This window comes from Arthrobacter sp. SD76 (assembly GCF_049726125.1).
Taxonomy (GTDB): Bacteria; Actinomycetota; Actinomycetes; order Actinomycetales; family Micrococcaceae; genus Arthrobacter; species Arthrobacter nitrophenolicus.
In genome coordinates this window covers 98,854-116,967 of record NZ_JBNBLR010000001.1, presented here as the reverse complement: position 1 = coordinate 116,967, position 18,114 = coordinate 98,854, and the positions used below count along the sequence as shown (strand labels likewise).

Sequence of the window (18,114 nt, the reverse complement as noted above, 5' to 3'; positions counted from 1 at the left end):
ATGCTGGAGCCGACGACGATTGAGGCCATCGCGGACGAGCTGGTGGAAGCCGGCCGGACCCGCACCCCTGCTCCCCTCCTGACGGCCCGGTACCCGGGCATGACCGTGGAGGATTCCTACGCCGTGCAGCAGTTGTGGCGGCGCCGCAACGAGGAAGCCGGCAGGACCCTGGTGGGGCGCAAGATCGGCCTCACGTCCAAGGCCATGCAGGCCGCCACGGGCATCACCGAACCGGACTACGGCGCCATCTTCGATGACATGGTCTTGGACACCGGCTGCTCGGTGGAATGGGACCGCTACACGCACCCGCGGGTGGAGGTGGAGCTGGCGTTCGTCCTCAAGGACGGGCTCAAGGGCCCCGGCGTCACCATCTTCGATGTCCTGAAAGCCACCGACTACGTGGTCCCGGCCCTCGAGATCCTGGACTCCAGGATCGAGATGGAGGGCCGGACCATCGTGGACACCATTTCGGACAACGCCGCGATGGGCGCCATGGTGATCGGCGGGAACCCCGTGAAACCGGACGCGGTGGACCTGCGCTGGGTCTCCGCGATCCTCTACAAAAACCAGACCGTGGAGGAAACCGGCGTGGCCGCGGGCGTCCTGGACCACCCGGCCAACGGCGTCCACTGGCTGGCCAACAAGATCGCAGCGCACGGCGACTCCTTGAAGGCCGGGGACATCATCCTGGCCGGGTCGTTCACCCGCCCCATGTGGGTTTACAAGGGCGACACCGTGCACGCCGACTACGGACCCCTGGGGAGTGTCACATGCCGCTTCGAATAGAGGACACGTTCCGGTCCGCTTTAGCCGCACAAAAAGTTAAAGCAGGCCGGCCGCTGGCCGGGATGTGGGTGTGTTCCGGCAGCCCGCTCATCGCGGAACTCTGCGCCGGGTCGGGCCTGGACTGGCTGCTGGTGGACGCCGAACACAGCCCCAACGGGCTGGAGTCCATCCTCGCCCAGCTCCAGGCGATCCACGGCCACCCGGTCCACACCATGGTCCGGCCGCCGGTGAACGACACCGTGGTGATCAAGCAGTACCTGGACCTGGGCGTGCAGAACCTGCTCATCCCCATGGTCAACTCCGTGGCTGAAGCCGAGGCCGCCGTGGCAGCCACCCGCTACCCGCCCCACGGCGTCCGCGGCGTGGGCTCGGCCCTGGCCCGGGCCGCCCGCTGGAACCGGGTGCCGGACTACCTGGCCCGGGCCAGCGAGACCATCAGCGTCACGGTCCAGATCGAATCCACCGCCGCCGTGGACGCGGTCGGGGACATCCTGAAAGTGGACGGCGTGGACGCCGTCTTCATCGGCCCGTCCGACCTCGCCGCCTCCATGGGCCTGCTGGGACAGCAGGAACACCCCGAGGTGCGCGCCGCCGTCGAACACTGCCTCGCAGCCGCGAAGACGGCCGGGAAGCCCGCCGGCGTGAACGCCTTCAACCCGGACACCGCCCGGCATTACCTGGACCACGGCGCGGATTTCATCCTGGTGGGCGCCGACGTCGCCCTCCTCGCGCGCGGCTCCGAGGCCCTCGCCGCGCAGTACATCCCGCAGCCGGTGGTTGAGCCCGTCGAAACCAAGCCCCGCGCCAGCTACTAGCCCGGTGGTTGAGCCTGTCTACTCACTCCGGTGGTTGAGCCTGTCGAAACCCCCGCTTGTCGAAACCGGGTTTCGACAAGCTCAACCACCGCTCTTTTCCTCTTCCTTTTAGGAGCACCATGACGATTGCCCCTGCACACACCCCTGCCGTCTCGCCGGAGCGCGAGGCCGCGCTGCTCGCGTCGGTCCCGACCGGTCTGCTGATCAATGGGGAGTGGGTGGACGCGTCCGACGGCGGCACGTTCGACGTGCACGACCCCGCCACCGGGGAAGTGATTGCCTCCCTCGCCTCCGCCACCAGCGACGACGCCATCGCCGCGCTCGACGCTGCCGACGCCGTCCAGGCGTCCTGGGCGCGCACCGCACCCCGGGTGCGGGCGGAGATCCTGCGCCGCGCCTTCGACCTGGTGACCGAACGCGCCGAAGACTTTGCCCTGCTCATGACCCTGGAAATGGGCAAACCCCTGGCCGAGGCCCGCGGCGAAGTCACCTACGGGGCGGAGTTCCTGCGCTGGTTCTCCGAAGAGACCGTCCGCGACTACGGCCGCTACCTCACTTCCCCCGAGGGCAAGAATAAGATCCTGGTCCAGCACAAACCCGTCGGCCCGTGCCTGCTCATCACCCCTTGGAACTTCCCACTCGCGATGGCCACCCGCAAAGTCGCCCCCGCCGTCGCCGCCGGATGCACCATGGTCCTCAAGCCCGCCAAACTCACACCCCTCACCGCCCAGTACTTCGCGCAGACCATGCTCGACGCCGGCCTCCCGCCCGGAGTCCTCAACGTCGTTGCGTCGTCTTCTGCGTCGGGGATTTCCGGGCCGCTGCTCAAAGACTCGCGGCTGCGGAAGGTCTCCTTCACCGGGTCCACCCCGGTCGGCAAACGCCTGATGGCAGACGCCGCCCAGAACGTCCTGCGCACCTCGATGGAGCTCGGCGGCAACGCACCGTTCATCGTCTTCGAGGACGCCGACCTCGACAAAGCCGTCGAAGGGGCCATGGCGGCCAAGATGCGGAACATGGGCGAAGCCTGTACCGCCGCCAACCGCTTCCTCGTCCACGAAACCGTGGCCCAGGAATTCACCCGGAAGTTCGCCGCGGCGATGGCCGCCCTGGCAACCGGCCGCGGCACCGACCCCGCCACCCAGGTCGGCCCGCTCATCGACGCCGGCGCCCGCGACGACGTCCACGCCCTGGTGAGTGCCGCCGTCGACGCCGGAGCTGTTGCCGTGACCGGCGGGGCCCCCGTGGACGGGCCCGGCTACTTCTACCAGCCCACCGTCCTCGCCAACGTCCCCAACAACGCCGCCATCCTCGGCCAGGAAATCTTCGGGCCCGTCGCCCCCGTCACCACCTTCACCACGGAACAGGAAGCCATTCGCCTGGCCAACGCCAGTGAGTACGGGCTCGCGTCCTACCTTTACAGCAAGGACTTCAACCGGCTGTTGCGGGTCGCGGAGCAGATCGAATTCGGAATGGTCGGCTTCAACGCCGGCGTCATCTCCAACGCCGCCGCACCCTTCGGCGGCGTCAAACAATCCGGCCTCGGCCGCGAAGGCGGCACCGAAGGCATCACCGAATACACCACCACCCAATACATCGGCATCAACGACCCCTACGCCGGCTGAGTCCCCGTGGCGCGCGCCCGGGGCTCTGGCGATCCCCGGGGTGTGCGGGCAGGATGGACGGATGGCGCAGCACCTGGACATTCCGCCGTACTTTTACGGCGAGCTGATCAGGACCACGGCCCGTGTGGTCACCTGGAACGTGTGGGGGCTGTACGGCCCCTGGCAGGAACGGGAAGCGGCGATAACTTCCACGCTGCTGGAGGCAAGGCCTGATCTTCTTGTGCTGGCGGAGTCCTGGTCAAAGGGTGACGACAGCCAGTCCGCGAGGCTGGCCGGCCCCTGGGGCTGCCGTACCACGCCTTCAGCGGGGTTCCGGCGCAGGAGGACGAGTCAGCACTCTCAGGGGTTGCGGTCCTGTCCCGGTGGCCGGTTGCCGATGCTGCGAGCTTAAGCTTTGGCGCGTTGCGGGTGCAGTACGTCCGTGTGGACGGCCCGCGTGGACCCCTCCAGGTGTACGGAGTGGTGATGGATGCCTGGTGGCTGGACGAAAGCCAGGCACGGCAGGATGCGGTCCGCGGACTGATCGCCCACCTGCACGCGGCACAGGATGAGCGGACTCCCCTGGTCGTCTGCGGGGACTTTAACGCCGATCCCGACAGCGATGAAATGCGCCTCATGACGGGCCGTGCGGCAGCACCGGTTCCCGGATTGTCCTTCTACGACGCATGGGACGTGGCGGCACCGGGCATGACCGGCAGCACGTGGTCCAATGCCAATCCCTGGGCAGCCCAGCTCTTGTGGCCGGACCGGCGGATCGCCACATCTTCACCGCCGCCCCACGGCGAGGCGGAGCCGGACATCCGCGGGCAGCAGCCCTGCTCGGCACCACCCCGGTGGCCGGCAGCTATCCGTCGGACCACTACGGGCTCCAGGCTGACATACGGTATTAGAAATCCGTTCAGCATATTAGCCATCAGCCAGTATAGTGAACGAATGACTTCCTCTCTTACAGTCGCGATCGCTGTACCCCTCGAAGCCGAGCTGGTGGAGCAGATCCGCGCCGTCGACCCTTCCGTTACTGTCCGGTACGAGCCGGACCTCCTGCCCCCGGAGCGGTTCCCCGCCGACCACTCCGGCGACCCCGCGTTCAAGCGAACCCCCGGCCAGGAAGAAAGCTACTGGGCCATGCTCAACAGCGCGCAGGTGCTCTACGGCTTCCCCAACGAAAGCCCTGCCGGCCTTGCCCGCATCGCCCGCGAAAATCCCCACCTGCAGTGGATCCACGCGATGGCAGCAGGGGCGGGCGGGGCCGTCAAGGCATCAGGCCTGGACAGGAGACCCTGCAGAAGTTCAGGATCACCACATCGGCAGGCGTCCATGCCCTGCCGCTCGCCGAATTCGCAGCGCTGGGGATCCTCAATGGCTTCAAGCGGAGCGCGGAACTGGCCCAGGACCAGGCCGCCAAGACTTGGCCGGAACTCCGGATTCCCACCCGCCTCGTCAACGGCTCCACCCTGGTGGTCACGGGACTGGGCGAGATCGGACTGGAGACGGCACGGATTGCCAGGGCGCTGGGAATGAAGGTCAGCGGGACTAAACGCTCAGTGGAACCCATCGACGGAATCGACCACGTGGTGGACAACGCCGGCCTGCCGGGCCTCCTGGCCACGGCCGATGCGGTGGTCAATACGCTGCCCGGCACGGCATTCACCGAGAAGCTCTTCAACCGGGAAGTCTTCGCCGCCATGAAGCCCGGGACGGTCTTCGTCAACGTGGGCCGCGGCACCGTCGTTGACGAGGAGGCACTGCTGGAAGCCCTGGACAACGGCCAGGTCAGTTACGCCTGCCTGGACGTTTTCGCCGTCGAACCCCTCCCCCAGGACAGCCCCCTGTGGGAGCACCCCAGGGTGATGGTTTCCCCGCATACCTCCGCCCTCAGCGCCGCGGAGAACCGCCTCATTACCGAACGCTTCTGCAGCAACCTGCGGACCTTCCTCGACGGCGGCGACCTCCCCCACCTCGTGGACACGGTCCACTTCTACTAAACCCGCCGGCCGAAGCACGATCAGGAGATCCATGCGCATCGCACGCATCAAGACAGCAGAAGGCGCCCGGCATGCAGTGGAGCGGGACGGGACATGGCACCACATTGTTGACCCGTTCGCGGAGCCCCTCAGCTACACGGGGCGCACCACCCCGCACGCCGACGCCGTATTCCTCGCCCCGGTCCGGCCCGCGGTGGTGCTTGGAATCGGGCACAACCGGACACTGAACGACCATCCGCTGCCCATCCAGGCCTGGCATAAGTCCGTGCACACCCTCGCGGATCCCAACGATCCGGTCGTCGCGGCCCGGGACCGCGGCACGGTCAATGTGGAAGGCGAACTCGCGATGGTCATCGGGAAACAGGCGAAGGACCTGACGCCCGGCAACGCGCTGGAGCACGTCCTCGGCTATACCTGCGTCAATGACGTGACCAACGTGGACCAGGGCCTGGTGGATGAACGGAATTTCCAGGGCAAGGCCGGCGTGAACTACACGCCCCTTGGCCCGTGGATAGAAACAGACATCCCGGATCCGGACAGCGTGGGCATCAATGTGATTGTCAACGGGACGGCACGGGCCAACTCCGGGACGCACAACCTGCCCTCCTCAGTGGTGGAGTGCCTTGTGTACGTCACGTCCTGGCTGACCCTGGAACCCGGCGACGTGCTCATGACAGGTGCTCCCGGGACGGCAGTGGCCGTTCAACCGGGCGACCACGTGGAGATTATGGTGGAGCGGATCGGGATCCTGTCCAACAGGATCTCCTGACCCCGCCTGTCCTTCGGGGTTAATGCCGGGCTTCGGCGCGACGAGAAGCGCCCTCTATGATGGATGGTGTTCAGTCACATGAACACCGCTCGTCCTGCCGCGGCAACCCTAAGGAGAATCATGGCCGATTCCCGCAACTCCGGTCCATCAGACAACCAGGGCACCGCTTCCCCCGCCCCCGCCGTGACACGGGCGGCTGCCGTGCTGGATGCGCTGGCCTCCTCCGCCACCGGGCGCCTCACGCTCAGCGACCTTTCGCGTGAAGTAGGCATTCCCAAGTCGTCGACCTCCAACCTGCTGCTGGCGCTGGAGGAAGCCAGGCTCATCAGCCGCCAGGGCAGCGAGTTCACCCTGGGCCGCAAGCTGGTTGAGCTTGGCGCGGCCTACCTTGGCCGCCTGGATGAGGTGCAGGAGTTCTACCGCTACTGCGAGCAGGCCCCGGTCCTCTCCGGCGAAACCGTTCGCATCGCCATGCTCGATGGCTTGAACGTCATCTACCTCGCCCGCTACGAGGGGCACCCCGCGGTGCGCCTGACGTCGAATATCGGCGACAAAATGCCCGTCTCGCTCTGCGCGGTGGGCAAGGCGCTGATCGCACGGCTGCACGACCATGACATCGAGGAGCTCTTCCCCGACGACGCCGAACTGCCCGTGCTGACGCCAAAGTCGCTGCGCACGGGAGCCGAATTCAAGGCACAGCTGAGGACCATCCGCGAACAGGGCTACGCCTTCGAGGACGAGGAGTCCACCACGGGCGTGGTCTGCCTTGCCGTTGCCGTCCCCACCCGGGGAGCCCACGGCCCCAGCCTTGGCCTGTCCGTGACGGCCCTCAAGGCCACCTACACCCCGGAGCAGGGCGCCCAGATGGTCAAGGAACTCCAGGAACTGGCCCACTCGCTGGGCAATCCCATGGGCTGACCCCGCCCGCCACGGGGATTTTCCCGTCACAAAGTCCACACCCTTGCCGTTCGTTCAACTTGCTGTATTGTGTTCAGCATAGTGATCGACGCAACAGGGTGTCGTTGCTATCCCCACCACCAGGCCAACGTGGGCCTGGAGTGCGTTTAAGGGAGTTACTGTGACAACTCGTACTAAATCACCGCAGATTGAGGCGGGCGGCGCCGTCGTCGAACCGGAACAGCTGCGAAGGGCAACTCTTGCCAGCTCCGTGGGGTCAGCCCTCGAATACTACGATTTCTACATCTACGGCCTGGCGTCAGCGCTGATCTTCGGCCCCCTGTTCTTCTCCCCCTGGGTGAGAGCGGCGCCGTCATCGCCTCCTTCGCCACCTACGGCGTCGGCTTTGCCGCAAGGCCGTTCGGCGGCGTGGTTTTTGGCTACATCGGGGACCGTTTCGGCCGCAAGATGGTGCTGATCCTCACCATCGGCCTGATGGGCATGGCGAGCTTCGCCATTGGCCTCCTGCCCACGTTTGAACAGGCGGGAATGCTCGGTGCCGTCCTGCTGGTGGCCCTGCGCATCCTCCAGGGCCTGGGAGCCGGCGCCGAGCAGGCGGGCGCCACCACGCTGATCTCCGAGGTGGCCCCGCCCCGCCGTCGTGGTTTCTTCGCTTCGCTGCCTTTCGTGGGCATCCAGCTCGGCACCCTGCTCGGTGCCGGCACGTTCGCCCTGATGGCCCTCGCGGACAAGGAGGTCCTGCAGGGCTGGCTCTGGCGGGTGCCGTTCCTGGCCAGCGTTATCCTGATCGTCATCGCCGTCTTCATCCGGCTCCGGCTCAAGGAAACCCCGGTGTTCCAGGAGCTTGAAAAGCACAAGGCCGTGGTCAAGAACCCCGTGGGCCAGATCTGGAAGCACTCCAAGAAGAACGTGCTTGTCGGCATCGGCCTGCGGATGGGCGAGAACGGCAACTCATCGGTCTACTCGGCGCTGCTGGTCTCGTTCATCAGCCTTCCGGCAGGTGTCTTCCCGGGAGACAAGTTCATTGGTCCCACCGGCCTGCTGATCGCCGCCGGCTGCGCGGCCGTCATGGTGGTCGCTTTCGGTGCCCTGTCCGACCGGTTCGGCCGGGTGCCCGTCTACCGCTACGGCGCCCTCTTCCAGGCCCTCATTGCACTGCCGGCCTTCTACCTGGTCACGCTGGGCAACCCCGCCCTGGTATGGGCAGTCATGGTGGTGGGCATCGCCCTGGGCGTGCAGTCCATGCTCGGCCCGCAGTGCGCCATGCTGCCTGAGCTTTTCGGTTCCCAGCACCGGTTCACCGGCGTGGCCCTGAGCCGTGAACTTTCGGCGGTCCTGGCCGGCGGCTTCGCCCCGATGATCGGCGTTGCGCTGCTCGCCGCCACCAACCACTCCTGGCTGGTTCCCGCGCTGTACTCGCTGGTTCTGGCAACAATCTCCTTCATCACCACGTTCTTCACACCCGAAACGAACGGGCGCGACCTGGTGGTCGTGGAGGACGCCAGGTAGATGAACAACGCCAGCACCTCCCCCGCTCCCCCTGCCCCAGCCGATCCACTGCACCGGCGCGCAGGCTTCGTCGGGCTGGGGCTGATGGGCGCCCCGATGGCTGCGAACCTGCTCACAGCGGGATGGGCCGTCACCGGATGGAACCGCTCGCCGTCGGCAGTTGAGGACCTCGTCCGCCTGGGCGGGTCCGCCGCCGCAACAGTGGAAGACCTTCGAAACGACCCGGTGATCATCTTCATGCTCCCGGATCTTCCCTATATCGAAGAGGCTGCGGGCGGGCTCCTCGACGCGTGGCGGGCTTCGCCGCCCGCGCCGGGAACCCTGGTGGTGGTGATGAGCAGCGTTTCGCCGGTGGGCGTCCAGGCCTTCGGCCGCGCCGTGAGCGAAGCAAGCGCCGGCAACGCCGCAGTGCTTGATGCCCCCGTCAGCGGCGGCACGCAGGGCGCGCAGCAGGGGACGCTGGCGATCATGGCCGGCGGCTCCGAGGAGGACTTTGCGCGGGCACTGCCCGCGCTGCAGGCCATGGGCACAACAGTGCGCCGGCTCGGCGGGCTGGGCGCCGGGTCCCTGGCGAAGGCATGCAACCAGCTGATCGTGGGCACCACGACGGCGGCCCTCGCCGAAGCTGCCGGGCTTGCGGAACGCTCCGGGCTCGACGTCGAAGCACTCTTCGACGTCTTGTCCGGCGGGCTCGCAGCCAGCCGGGTGCTGGAGGTGGTGGGCCCGCGGCTGGCAGCGGAGGATTACACGCCAACCGGACCGGCCAAGTTCATGCACAAGGACCTGTCCTTCGTGCTGGAAAGTGCCCGCAGCGTTGGTGCCGCGGTACCGATGGCATCTGCCGGCGTCGAACTCTATGCCCACCTCATCAGGCAGGGCCTGGGAGACTTCGACCTGGCCGTAGTGCGGCAGGCCATTGCCAACCTCGGCACCGCTTCCCCGGGGAACGCTCCGGCGACTATCAAGGAGACTTTGTCATGACCGCCCTTTTCGACCTGACCGGACGTACAGCCCTGGTCACGGGATCAAGCCGTGGAATCGGCAATGCCCTTGCCCGGGCCCTGGCGGACGCCGGCGCCACGGTGGTGCTGAACGGCGTCAACCCGGAACGGCTCAAGGCCGCCGAAGCCGCAATGGCCGCCGATTTCGCGCCGGGCCGGATCCACAGCTGCGCCTTCGACGTCACCAATGACACTGAAGTTGCTGACGCTATGGCGTGGGTGGAAGAAAATGTGGGTCCGCTGGAGATCCTGGTCAACAACGCCGGCATCCAGCACCGTGTGGCCATGCTTGACCTGGACGTCAAGGACTGGGAGCGGGTCATCAGCACCGACCTCACCAGCGCGTTCCTGGTGGGCAGGGCGGCGGCCCGTTTCATGATCCCCCGGGGCCGCGGCAAGATCATCAACATCTGTTCGGTCCAGACGGACCTGGCCCGGCCCACCATCGCACCGTACATCGCCGCCAAGGGCGGGTTGCGGAACCTCACCCGCGCCATGACGGCGGAATGGGCGGCCGCCGGTTTGCAGATCAACGCGCTGGCACCCGGCTACATCCACACCGAGATGACCCAGAACCTGGTGGATGACGAGCAGTTCAACTCCTGGATCCTCGGGCGGACCCCTGCGCACCGCTGGGGCACGCCGGAGGACCTGGCCGGCCCGGCAGTCTGGCTGGCTTCCAGCGGTTCGGACTTCGTGAACGGCCAAACCATCTTCATCGACGGCGGAATGACGGTGGTGGTCTGATGCGTACCGTGGCCGAACTTCCGGCGGCGGGTCCCGCCGTCGTCGCCCATGCTGCAGGCGACCTGCGCATTGAAAGCATCCCGCTGCCGGCGGCCCGTCCCGACCAGGCAGTGGTGGAGATCGCCTACGGCGGCATCTGCGGCTCCGATCTGCACTACTGGCTGCACGGCGCGGCCGGGGAATCGGTCCTGAAGGCCCCGATGGTGCTGGGGCACGAGATCGTGGGGACGGTCATCCGTGCGGCAGCGGACGGATCCGGACCGGCGGAGGGCGCACCGGTCGCCGTGCATCCGGCCACGCCCGGGCCGGGAGAGGGGCCGGACTTCGCCAGGTATCCGGAAGACCGGCCCAACTTGTCCCCCGGCTGCACCTATCTTGGGAGTGCCGCGCGGTTCCCGCATACGGACGGGGCCTTCAGCAGGTACGTCAACCTGCCGTCGCGGATGCTGCGGGTCCTGCCGGCGGGACTGGACCTGAAGACGGCGGCGCTGGTCGAGCCGGCCAGCGTGGCCTGGCATGCCGTGGCGCGCGCCGGTGACGTCAGGGGCAAGACTGCTCTGGTGGTTGGCTGCGGCCCGATCGGTACACTGACCGTCGCCGTCCTCAAGCGCGCGGGCGCGGCCCGGATCGTGGCGACGGACCTGCACCGGAAACCCCTCGAAATCGCCCGGGCAGTGGGTGCGGACGAGGTGCTGGAAGCAAGCGACGCTGAAGCGCTGGCTGCGGTTGAGGCCGACGTCGTCATCGAGTCCTCCGGCTCCCACCACGGACTGGCGACGGCCATCAAGGCAGCGGTCCGCGGCGGAAAGGTGGTGATGGTCGGCCTGCTGCCGTCCGGACCGCAGCCTGTCCTGATTTCACTGGCCATCACGCGGGAACTGGAACTGCTGGGCTCGTTCAGGTTCAATGACGAGATCGACCAGGTCATCACTGCGCTGGCCGACGGGTCCCTGTTCGTGGATCCGGTGGTCACCCACGTCTTCCCGCTGGAACGCGGCCTCGAAGCTTTCGAAACGGCCAGGAACTCGGCCGAGTCCGGGAAGGTCCTGCTCGACTTTGCCGGCGCGTAGGGGTATCCCCTCGCTTGCGTGGAGGTTCTCAGGTCTCAGTGAAAGCGCCGTTGCGCTGAGCAAGGGTCCGGAAGATTCCTGTGTGGTCAAGGGCGCCGTCGCCCCGCTCGACCATATCCTCGAAAAGATCCTGGATTACCGAGCTCAGCGGTAGCTCCAGGTGTGCTGTTCTGGCCGCTCCGAGCACGAAGTTGAGGTCCTTCAGCTGGTTTCGGGCGCTGCCGCCACCTGTGAAGTCGCCGTCAATCCATCTGTGCCCTTTTTGGCGCAGTACTTCGGAGTCGGCCAGCCCACCCCGAAGCAGTTCAAGCATCACCGATGGATCCAGTCCCCGCCGCGCGCGAGAAGCATAGCTTCGGAAACTGCCGTGACCGTGCCGGCGACCACGACCTGGTTGCAGGCCTTGGCCAGTGCGCCCGAACCCCCGGAACCCATGTGCCGGATGGTGCTGCCCACCAACTCGAACACCGGGACGACCGAGCTGAACGTGTCCGCGTCCCCGCCCACCATGATGCTCAGGGTGCCGTTTTCGGCGCCCACGGTGCCGCCACTGACGGGGGCGTCAAGGACTCGGACCCCATGTTCGCGAAGCATCCGTTCGCCAAATGCCGCCACTGCCCCCGGCGAGACTGTCCCGTGCACGACGAGTATGGGCCGGGAAATGCCCCTTGCTGTCCATCCGGCTATCAGGCCCTCTTCTCCCGGAAGCAGCGATTCGACGTGGTTTAGGTCCGGCAGCACGGTGAGAACTATGTCGGCAGCCGCCTCACGAGGTGAGGCCGCAACGCGGACGCCCAGGCCAACCAAGGCCTCCGCCTTTGAAGCTGTCCGGTTCCAGACTGTCAACTCGCCGTAGCCCTTCAGCAGCCGCCGCGCCATGGGTTCGCCCATCGGCCCTAGTCCCATCAGGGCAAGTGCTGGGCGGTCAGGTTCAGGCATTGGGATCCTTTAGTGAATGGGGTTAGCGAACTGAGGGAAGGCGTTACTGGTTGGCCAGGAGATTGGATGGCCACAGGATAAGTTGCGGGAAGATGGCCAGCATGACGACGGCAACCACCATGACCACGTAGAGCGGCACCGCGGCCTTCACAATCTTTTCCATCGGCAGCCCGCTGACATAGGACGCCGCGAACAGGCAGACGCCGACAGGCGGCACGACCAGTCCGACGGCAAGGGCGGCAACGAGGAAGACGACGAAGTGGATGGGATCCACACCGGAAGACACAGCCGCGGGCATGAGCACCGGTGTGCACAGCAGGATGGCTGCGACTTTGTCCATCACAGTTCCGATGATGATCAGGATCATGCCGATCAGCAGCATGACGATGGTGGGGTCAGTACTGACGCTCAACAGCCAGCTGCTGACCTTCGCCGGCAGCCCGTCAATGGTGAAGATGTAAGAGGCGACGCCGGCGATCATGGCGATGAGCAGGATAGTGCCGGTGGTGAGGCCGGCGTCCACGATCATCTTGGGCATCTGGCGCCACTTCATGTCCCGGTAGACGTAGATGCCGACCAACAGGCTGTAGAAGACGGCGACGGCGGCCGCCTCCGTGGGGGTGACGAGCCCGCTGAACATGCCTACCAGGATGATCACTGGGCCGCCCATGGCAGGGATTCCCTCGAGGACGATCCTAAGGCCCTTCTTGAAAGGCGTCCTTGAGACCTCGCCGTAACCGTGACGTGCTGACAGGAAGAAGTTCACAAGCATCAGGACGATGATCAGGACAACGGACGGGCCAAATCCTCCTGCCAGGGCGGCGCCTACCGAGACGTTCGCTGTGGAAGCGGCGATGATCATAAGGATGCTCGGCGGTATCAGTGAGGACAGGGTGGCCGTGACCATGGTCATCGCTGCCGCGTAAGGCCTCGGGTATTTATGGTCAGTCATGGCTTTGATCTCGATCTTGCCAAGGCTGACGATGTCGGCGACTGAGGAACCGGAGATGCCGCCGAAGACCGCGCTCGATGCGATGTTCACCTGGCCAAGGCCGCCACGGAAGCGGCCGAAGATGACTTCGGCGCCACGGAAGATGCGATCCGAAATACCCCCTCCGGACATGAGGTTGCCGGCCAGGACGAACAAGGGGACAGCAACCAGCAGGAAGCTGTTCATGGAGCTCATCATGGACTGCGGCAACAGTTCGAGGGGAATATCGAAGATCAGCAGCGTGGCGATGACGCCGATGCCGAGTGAGACTGAGAGCGGAACGCCCAGCAGCAGCAGGAGGAGGAAAATCCCCAGCAGGGTCAGGCTCATGATGCGATCATCTCTCCTTTGAGGATCCTCTTACGCATATACGGGGAGAAGTAGACGGTCGTGATGTGGGCGACGATGGCGAGTGCCGCGCTGATCACAAGGGGCAGGGTTACCAGGAACATCTTGAGTCCCAGGGCAGGACTGGACTCTCCAGCGGAGTATTGCTGCAGCATCAGTTCCCACGTCTTGTAGATCAGGACACTGAAGAAGACGGTCCCGCAGACGGCGTAGAGATGCATGCTGACCTTTTAAGCCAGGCTGGTCCCCACGCCACAACGAAGTTCACCCGCGGGTGCACGGCAGCCCGGAAGCCTGCTGCCATCCCCAGGAAGGTGGTGTCCATGAACAGGAAACGGGTCAGTTCCTCGGTCCACGACAGCGAGGCTCCCATCTGCCGGCTGACCATTTGGGCAGCAAGGCTGAGCAGCATCGCGCAGATGCCGACGAAGAGGAGAGCATCCACGGCCTTCCAGATCAGACCATGAGGTTCCGAGACGTCGCTGACCGGAACCACCTGGATGCTATCTTCGGCCGCCTGGTGTTCGGCCCCCCGGACTGGGGTGGTCCCATCATCATGCACTGAACTTGTCTCCTGCACTGGACCCGTCATCTTAACGTCCGAGGAATTCGAGGCTTGACTGGACGAATTCCTTGCCAACCTTGCCCTCAAGCTCGGGGTAAACCTTCTGTGCCGCCGCCTGGAACTCTTCCCGTGCTTCGGGCGTCAGCTCGTTGATCTTCACGCCTTCGCCCTTCAGCTTGTCGAGGGTCTTGGTGGCTTCGTCGTTGTCGTACTTTGTCTTGAAATCAGCGGTCTCGTCTGCAGCTTCCTGCAGGACCTTCCGGGTGTCCTCATCGAAGGAGTCCCACTTTTTCTTGCTGAACCCGAGGACGAGCCCGTCGGAGATGTGGCCCGTCAAGGAGAGGTAGTCCTGGACTTCGAAGAACTTGTTGTTGACTGGTACTTCCAGAGGGTTTTCCTGGCCGTCGATAGTGCCGAGCTGCAGGGCGGTGTAAACCTCTTTGAAGTCCATCGGCGTCGGGTTGGCGCCCAGTGAGCCAAAGAACTTAACCCAGAGGTCATTCTGCGGTACGCGGAGCTTCAGGTCCTTGAAGTCCTCGGGCTGGGTGATGGGGCGCATCGAGTTGGTGGTGTGCCGGGGGGTACGGGTCAGCATGGACACGCCCTTGATGCCCAGCTTGTCCAGTGAGCCCAGCAGTTCCTTGCCCGGCTCGCCTTCAAAGTACTTGGTGACCTCCTCCGAGTCCTTGAAGAGATAGGGAAGGCTGACGGCGTTCATCTTCGGCTCGAAGGACGCGTACACCGAGGTCGACATGATGGTGGAGTCCAGCGTGCCGTTTCCAAGCAGGTTGACGGCGGCGTTCTGGTCTCCGCCGAAGAGGGTGCCGTCGGGGAACGTCTCGACCTTGACCTTGCCGTCGCTCAGCTCGGCAACCTTGTCGGCGAAGTGCTTTGCGCTCACGCCCATGGAAGAGGTTGCTGGGTCGCCGATGCCGAGGCGGATCGTGGTGCTGGCCGCGCCGGCACCCGGGGCCCCGCCGCAACCGGTGAGGGCAGTAGTAACGGTGAGTGCAACGGCCGCAGCTGCGGCGGCCAGGATGCGCTTTGGCATCTGATTCTCCTTTGAATACTTGCTGGTTCCTGACCTATGGGGACAGGGTACTGATGCTTTGACGGCGGTAATTGCGGCGTACTGGGCTGTGCAGATATGGCCGAGAACTGCTCTTGCTGCTCTCTCGTCCCGCGTGCCCAGCGCCTTCCAGATAGAAGTCAGGCGTGCAGGTGCACGCTTGCAGACCAGGATGGAAGATCGTGGTACCAGTGGAACCGGTACACTTTTTTACCATAGGCCCGGCGCTGCTGTAAACCATTCAGGAGCGGATGCCCGTTTGGTTACTTCGATAACTGCAGCCGGGCAACGCTGGACCGCTCAACCAGTTCGGCGGCTACGCGGATGACGTTGCGTTTTTCCGACGTCTTGCCCTGCGTGTTGGACAACGCGAGCTGCACGGAATGACGGGCGAGCAGATCTATGGGCTGTTTGACGATCGTCAGGGCCGGGGTCATGAGTTCGGTCCAGGGTGAATCTTCGAAGACGATGACGGACAGCCTCCCGGGAATGTCGATCCCGGCATGGGAAAGGCGCCGCAGAACTTCGGTTACCTGGGCAGTGTTTGCCACCACCAAAGCGGTGGGCGGCTCTTCGATATTGAGCAGCGCCGACGCGGCGTCTCCCCCGGCAGGGCCGCGGAACGCGGCATGCCGTATCAGGAGCTCATCCGGCTCCAAGCCGGCCGTCTCCAGGGCTTGCCGATAGCCGGCAATCCGGTCCCTTCCGGTAGTGGAGGAAGCCGGCCCGGAGATGATTCCGATGCGCCGGTGGCCGTGGGCTGCAAGAAGGGCCGTTGCAGCCCGGGCGGATTCGAAGTTATCGATGCTGACAACGTCAACCTCGGGAAGCGACGGAATTGACCGGTCGACAAAGACCACCTCAGTTCCCAGATCCTGGAGCTGCTTCCAGGTGGCAAGGTTGTTGCCGGTCGGGGTCGCAATAATCCCACTGACCCTGCGTTCGATTAATGTCGCCAGACGTTCTGACTCCAGCTGGTCATCCTCCTGCGTGGTCATCAGCAGCACCTGGATTCCGCGGGAGTGCGCCTCCTGCACCACCCGGTCGGCGAGCCGGGCAAAAAAGGGGTTGGAGACATCGGCGAGCAGCAGCCCCAGCGTTGTGGGCGGGCCGTACTTGAGCTCCCTGGCTGCCGTGCGGGGGTGATAACCAAGGTTCTTCATCACCTCGTTTACTCTCCCGCGCGTGGCCGCGGCGACCGGGCCCGAACCCGGATTCAGCACCCGGGAGACGACCGCAACGGACACCCCGGCCGCCTGGGCAACATCGCGGATGGTCGGTTGTTTCTGCACGCCTACTCCTTGCCTGGCACTTCCTGGACACCTGGAACCTTTTCAGCCTAGGGCTTGACGGTGAGCCCGCGCCTGTGACATAAAAGTGTACCGGTTCCACTTATTTTACCTTAGTTCGGTCCCGCTTAGTTCTGCAGCCCATTACCCAATGGCGGCGAGGCGCAAGGTGAAAAGCAGAGCCCCCACAGCTGCGGTTGATCACAGACCAGCCCGCATCCCTTCCGGAACAGCGCCGTATCCCTTGAAAGGCAACCCATGAACCTGCACCACCTCCTGACCCAGCGCGAAGCCGACGGAGAGCCCATCCGGGTCGGCCTGATCGGCGCCGGACGCTACGGGACGATGTACCTGGCCCAGGCAAACAACATTCCGGGTATCCACGTCGTCGCCATCGCCGACATCAACGTCAAGCGCGCCGAAGGTGCTTTCGAACTCGTTGGATGGCCCAAAGACCAGATCGCCCCGGACATCGCAACCGCCCTCAGGGACCGCTCAACCGCGATTGTGGCCAACGCCGACGAGCTTTTCGACGTCGACATCGACATCATCGTCGAAGCCACCGGTAACCCCATCGTTGGCGTCAAGCACGCGCTGCGCGCCATCGACACGAAAAAGCACATCATCATGGTCACCGTCGAAGCCGACGCCCTGGCAGGGCCCGCACTTGCCAAGCGGGCAGAAGCAGCCGGCGTTGTCTACTCAATGGCATACGGCGACCAGCCGGCGCTCATCATGGAACTCGTCGACTGGGCCCGCACCAGCGGATTCGACGTCGTCTGCGCCGGCAAGGGCGCCAAATTCCTCGAGCACTACCACGAGATGAACCCCGACAACGTCTGGGAAAACTGGGAATTCTCCAAGGAACTCACCGACTCCGGGCAGCTGAACCCCAACATGCACACCTCCTTCCGCGACGGCACCAAGGCCGCCATCGAAATGGCCGCCGTCGCCAACGCGGCAGGACTGGTGCCCTCTGACACCGGCCTGACGTTCACACCAGGAGACGTTGAGGAAATTGCCACGATCTGCCGCCCCGCCGACGTCGGAGGAGCCCTCGCGCACGAAGGGACCGTCGACGTCATGTCCAGCGTCAACCGCGACGGCACCTGGATCCCCCACAACACCCAGGAAGGCGTCTTCGTCGTCGTGAAGGCAACGAACGCCTACGTCTCCGGCTGCTTCAACGAATACCCCTGGCACCCGGACCCCACCGGCCAGTACGCCGCCCTGTACCGCCCCTACCACTATGTCGGCCTGGAACTGAACGTATCAATAGCCAACGCCGTCCTCCGCGGGATCCCCACGGGTTCGCCCACCGGCTTCTTCGGCGACGTTGTCGCCACCGCCAAGAAAGACCTCAAAGCCGGTGAATTCCTTGACGGCGAAGGCGGATACACCGTCTGGGGCCAACTCGTTTCCGCGAAGCACTCCGTCACCACCGGCGCCCTGCCGGTTGCGCTGGCCCACCACGTGGAACTTCGCAATGACGTACCCAAGGGCGGCATCGTCCGCTGGGAAGACGTCATCATGGACGACTCGCTCGCCCAGGCCCTCGAACTGCGTCGCGAAACCGAGGCCCTTGCCCTCGAGGAAAACCTCGCCCGCAGCTAAGTCCGAAACACTCTGCAGACGTTCGGCGCGGACCCACGGACTTCAGCCGCCGGTCCGCGCCGCGTCCGCAAGCA

18 protein-coding genes and 3 pseudogenes are annotated in these 18,114 nt (G+C 65.2%); 13 read left to right on the top strand and 8 right to left on the bottom strand.

Annotated elements, in window-relative coordinates; all coding sequences use genetic code 11:
• The 5 genes and pseudogenes from hpaH to ACPEE0_RS00515 form a co-directional block, all read left to right on the top strand.
• Positions 1-786 carry a 2-oxo-hept-4-ene-1,7-dioate hydratase gene (gene hpaH / locus ACPEE0_RS00535; RefSeq protein WP_424573744.1) on the top strand — a complete coding sequence of 262 codons (786 nt, stop codon included), beginning with the start codon at positions 1-3 and terminating at the stop codon, positions 784-786.
• Entirely contained in the window at positions 771-1,601 is an 831-nt protein-coding gene (locus ACPEE0_RS00530; protein ID WP_407710202.1) for an HpcH/HpaI aldolase family protein, read from the top strand. Before hpaH ends, ACPEE0_RS00530 begins: the two co-directional genes overlap by 16 nt.
• Before the next feature lie 119 nt (positions 1,602-1,720).
• Entirely contained in the window at positions 1,721-3,226 is a 1,506-nt protein-coding gene (locus ACPEE0_RS00525) for an NAD-dependent succinate-semialdehyde dehydrogenase (protein WP_407710203.1), read from the top strand.
• Between the two features lie 61 nt (positions 3,227-3,287).
• The gene (locus tag ACPEE0_RS00520; protein ID WP_424573743.1) at positions 3,288-3,617 is read left to right on the top strand and encodes an endonuclease/exonuclease/phosphatase family protein; all 330 of its coding nucleotides are present in this window, start codon (positions 3,288-3,290) and stop codon (positions 3,615-3,617) included.
• Positions 3,506-3,889: pseudogene (locus ACPEE0_RS00515) on the top strand (endonuclease/exonuclease/phosphatase family protein); the annotation flags it as partial. The gene ACPEE0_RS00520 and the pseudogene ACPEE0_RS00515, both read left to right, overlap by 112 nt.
• On the opposite strand, the gene ACPEE0_RS00510 reads toward ACPEE0_RS00515, so the two are convergent.
• Positions 3,883-4,086 (bottom strand): hypothetical protein, encoded by a 204-nt coding sequence (locus ACPEE0_RS00510; protein WP_424575324.1) that lies wholly within the window; start codon positions 4,084-4,086, stop codon positions 3,883-3,885. The pseudogene ACPEE0_RS00515 and the gene ACPEE0_RS00510 sit on opposite strands and share 7 nt — an antisense overlap.
• Positions 4,087-4,159: 73 nt before the next feature.
• Between ACPEE0_RS00510 and ACPEE0_RS00505 the strand changes: the two are divergent.
• The 7 genes and pseudogenes from ACPEE0_RS00505 (at position 4,160) to ACPEE0_RS00475 (ending at position 11,225) form a co-directional block, all read left to right on the top strand.
• Positions 4,160-5,211, top strand: a pseudogene (locus tag ACPEE0_RS00505) (D-2-hydroxyacid dehydrogenase).
• A gap of 31 nt (positions 5,212-5,242) precedes the next feature.
• Positions 5,243-5,980 (top strand): fumarylacetoacetate hydrolase family protein, encoded by a 738-nt coding sequence (locus tag ACPEE0_RS00500; protein WP_407710204.1) that lies wholly within the window; start codon positions 5,243-5,245, stop codon positions 5,978-5,980.
• 120 nt (positions 5,981-6,100) lie between these two features.
• Positions 6,101-6,898 (top strand): IclR family transcriptional regulator, encoded by a 798-nt coding sequence (locus ACPEE0_RS00495; RefSeq protein WP_407710205.1) that lies wholly within the window; start codon positions 6,101-6,103, stop codon positions 6,896-6,898.
• Positions 6,899-7,058: 160 nt separating this feature from the next.
• Positions 7,059-8,407 (top strand): annotated as a pseudogene (locus tag ACPEE0_RS00490) (MFS transporter).
• Complete coding sequence (locus tag ACPEE0_RS00485) at positions 8,408-9,388, top strand: NAD(P)-dependent oxidoreductase (RefSeq protein ID WP_407710206.1); 981 nt, start codon at positions 8,408-8,410, stop codon at positions 9,386-9,388.
• The gene (locus ACPEE0_RS00480; protein ID WP_009357374.1) at positions 9,385-10,155 is read left to right on the top strand and encodes an SDR family oxidoreductase; all 771 of its coding nucleotides are present in this window, start codon (positions 9,385-9,387) and stop codon (positions 10,153-10,155) included. Before ACPEE0_RS00485 ends, ACPEE0_RS00480 begins: the two co-directional genes overlap by 4 nt.
• On the top strand, positions 10,155-11,225 hold the full coding sequence (locus ACPEE0_RS00475; RefSeq protein ID WP_407710207.1) for an L-idonate 5-dehydrogenase: 1,071 nt from the start codon (positions 10,155-10,157) through the stop codon (positions 11,223-11,225). The genes ACPEE0_RS00480 and ACPEE0_RS00475 overlap by 1 nt, the downstream gene beginning before the upstream one ends.
• A gap of 28 nt (positions 11,226-11,253) precedes the next feature.
• On the opposite strand, the gene ACPEE0_RS00470 is transcribed toward ACPEE0_RS00475, so the two are convergent.
• The 7 genes from ACPEE0_RS00470 to ACPEE0_RS00440 form a co-directional block, all read right to left on the bottom strand.
• On the bottom strand, positions 11,254-11,538 hold the full coding sequence (locus ACPEE0_RS00470; RefSeq protein WP_424575212.1) for an NAD-binding protein: 285 nt from the start codon (positions 11,536-11,538) through the stop codon (positions 11,254-11,256).
• Complete coding sequence (locus ACPEE0_RS00465; protein ID WP_424573742.1) at positions 11,538-12,164, bottom strand: NAD(P)-dependent oxidoreductase; 627 nt, start codon at positions 12,162-12,164, stop codon at positions 11,538-11,540. Before ACPEE0_RS00465 ends, ACPEE0_RS00470 begins: the two co-directional genes overlap by 1 nt.
• Before the next feature lie 43 nt (positions 12,165-12,207).
• On the bottom strand, positions 12,208-13,485 hold the full coding sequence (locus ACPEE0_RS00460) for a TRAP transporter large permease (protein ID WP_009357377.1): 1,278 nt from the start codon (positions 13,483-13,485) through the stop codon (positions 12,208-12,210).
• Entirely contained in the window at positions 13,482-13,724 is a 243-nt protein-coding gene (locus ACPEE0_RS00455; RefSeq protein WP_424573741.1) for a hypothetical protein, read from the bottom strand. The genes ACPEE0_RS00460 and ACPEE0_RS00455 overlap by 4 nt, the downstream gene beginning before the upstream one ends.
• Positions 13,679-14,065, bottom strand: coding sequence for a TRAP transporter small permease (locus tag ACPEE0_RS00450; protein WP_424573740.1), 387 nt, complete (start codon positions 14,063-14,065; stop codon positions 13,679-13,681). The genes ACPEE0_RS00455 and ACPEE0_RS00450 overlap by 46 nt, the downstream gene beginning before the upstream one ends.
• 31 nt (positions 14,066-14,096) lie before the next feature.
• Positions 14,097-15,119 (bottom strand): DctP family TRAP transporter solute-binding subunit, encoded by a 1,023-nt coding sequence (locus tag ACPEE0_RS00445; RefSeq protein ID WP_009357379.1) that lies wholly within the window; start codon positions 15,117-15,119, stop codon positions 14,097-14,099.
• 281 nt (positions 15,120-15,400) lie between these two features.
• Positions 15,401-16,429 (bottom strand): LacI family DNA-binding transcriptional regulator, encoded by a 1,029-nt coding sequence (locus ACPEE0_RS00440; protein ID WP_009357380.1) that lies wholly within the window; start codon positions 16,427-16,429, stop codon positions 15,401-15,403.
• 255 nt (positions 16,430-16,684) lie between these two features.
• Here ACPEE0_RS00440 and ACPEE0_RS00435 point away from each other — a divergent pair, with 255 nt between their 5' ends.
• Entirely contained in the window at positions 16,685-18,040 is a 1,356-nt protein-coding gene (locus ACPEE0_RS00435) for an NAD(P)H-dependent oxidoreductase (protein WP_009357381.1), read from the top strand.
• Positions 18,041-18,114 lie beyond the last annotated feature (74 nt).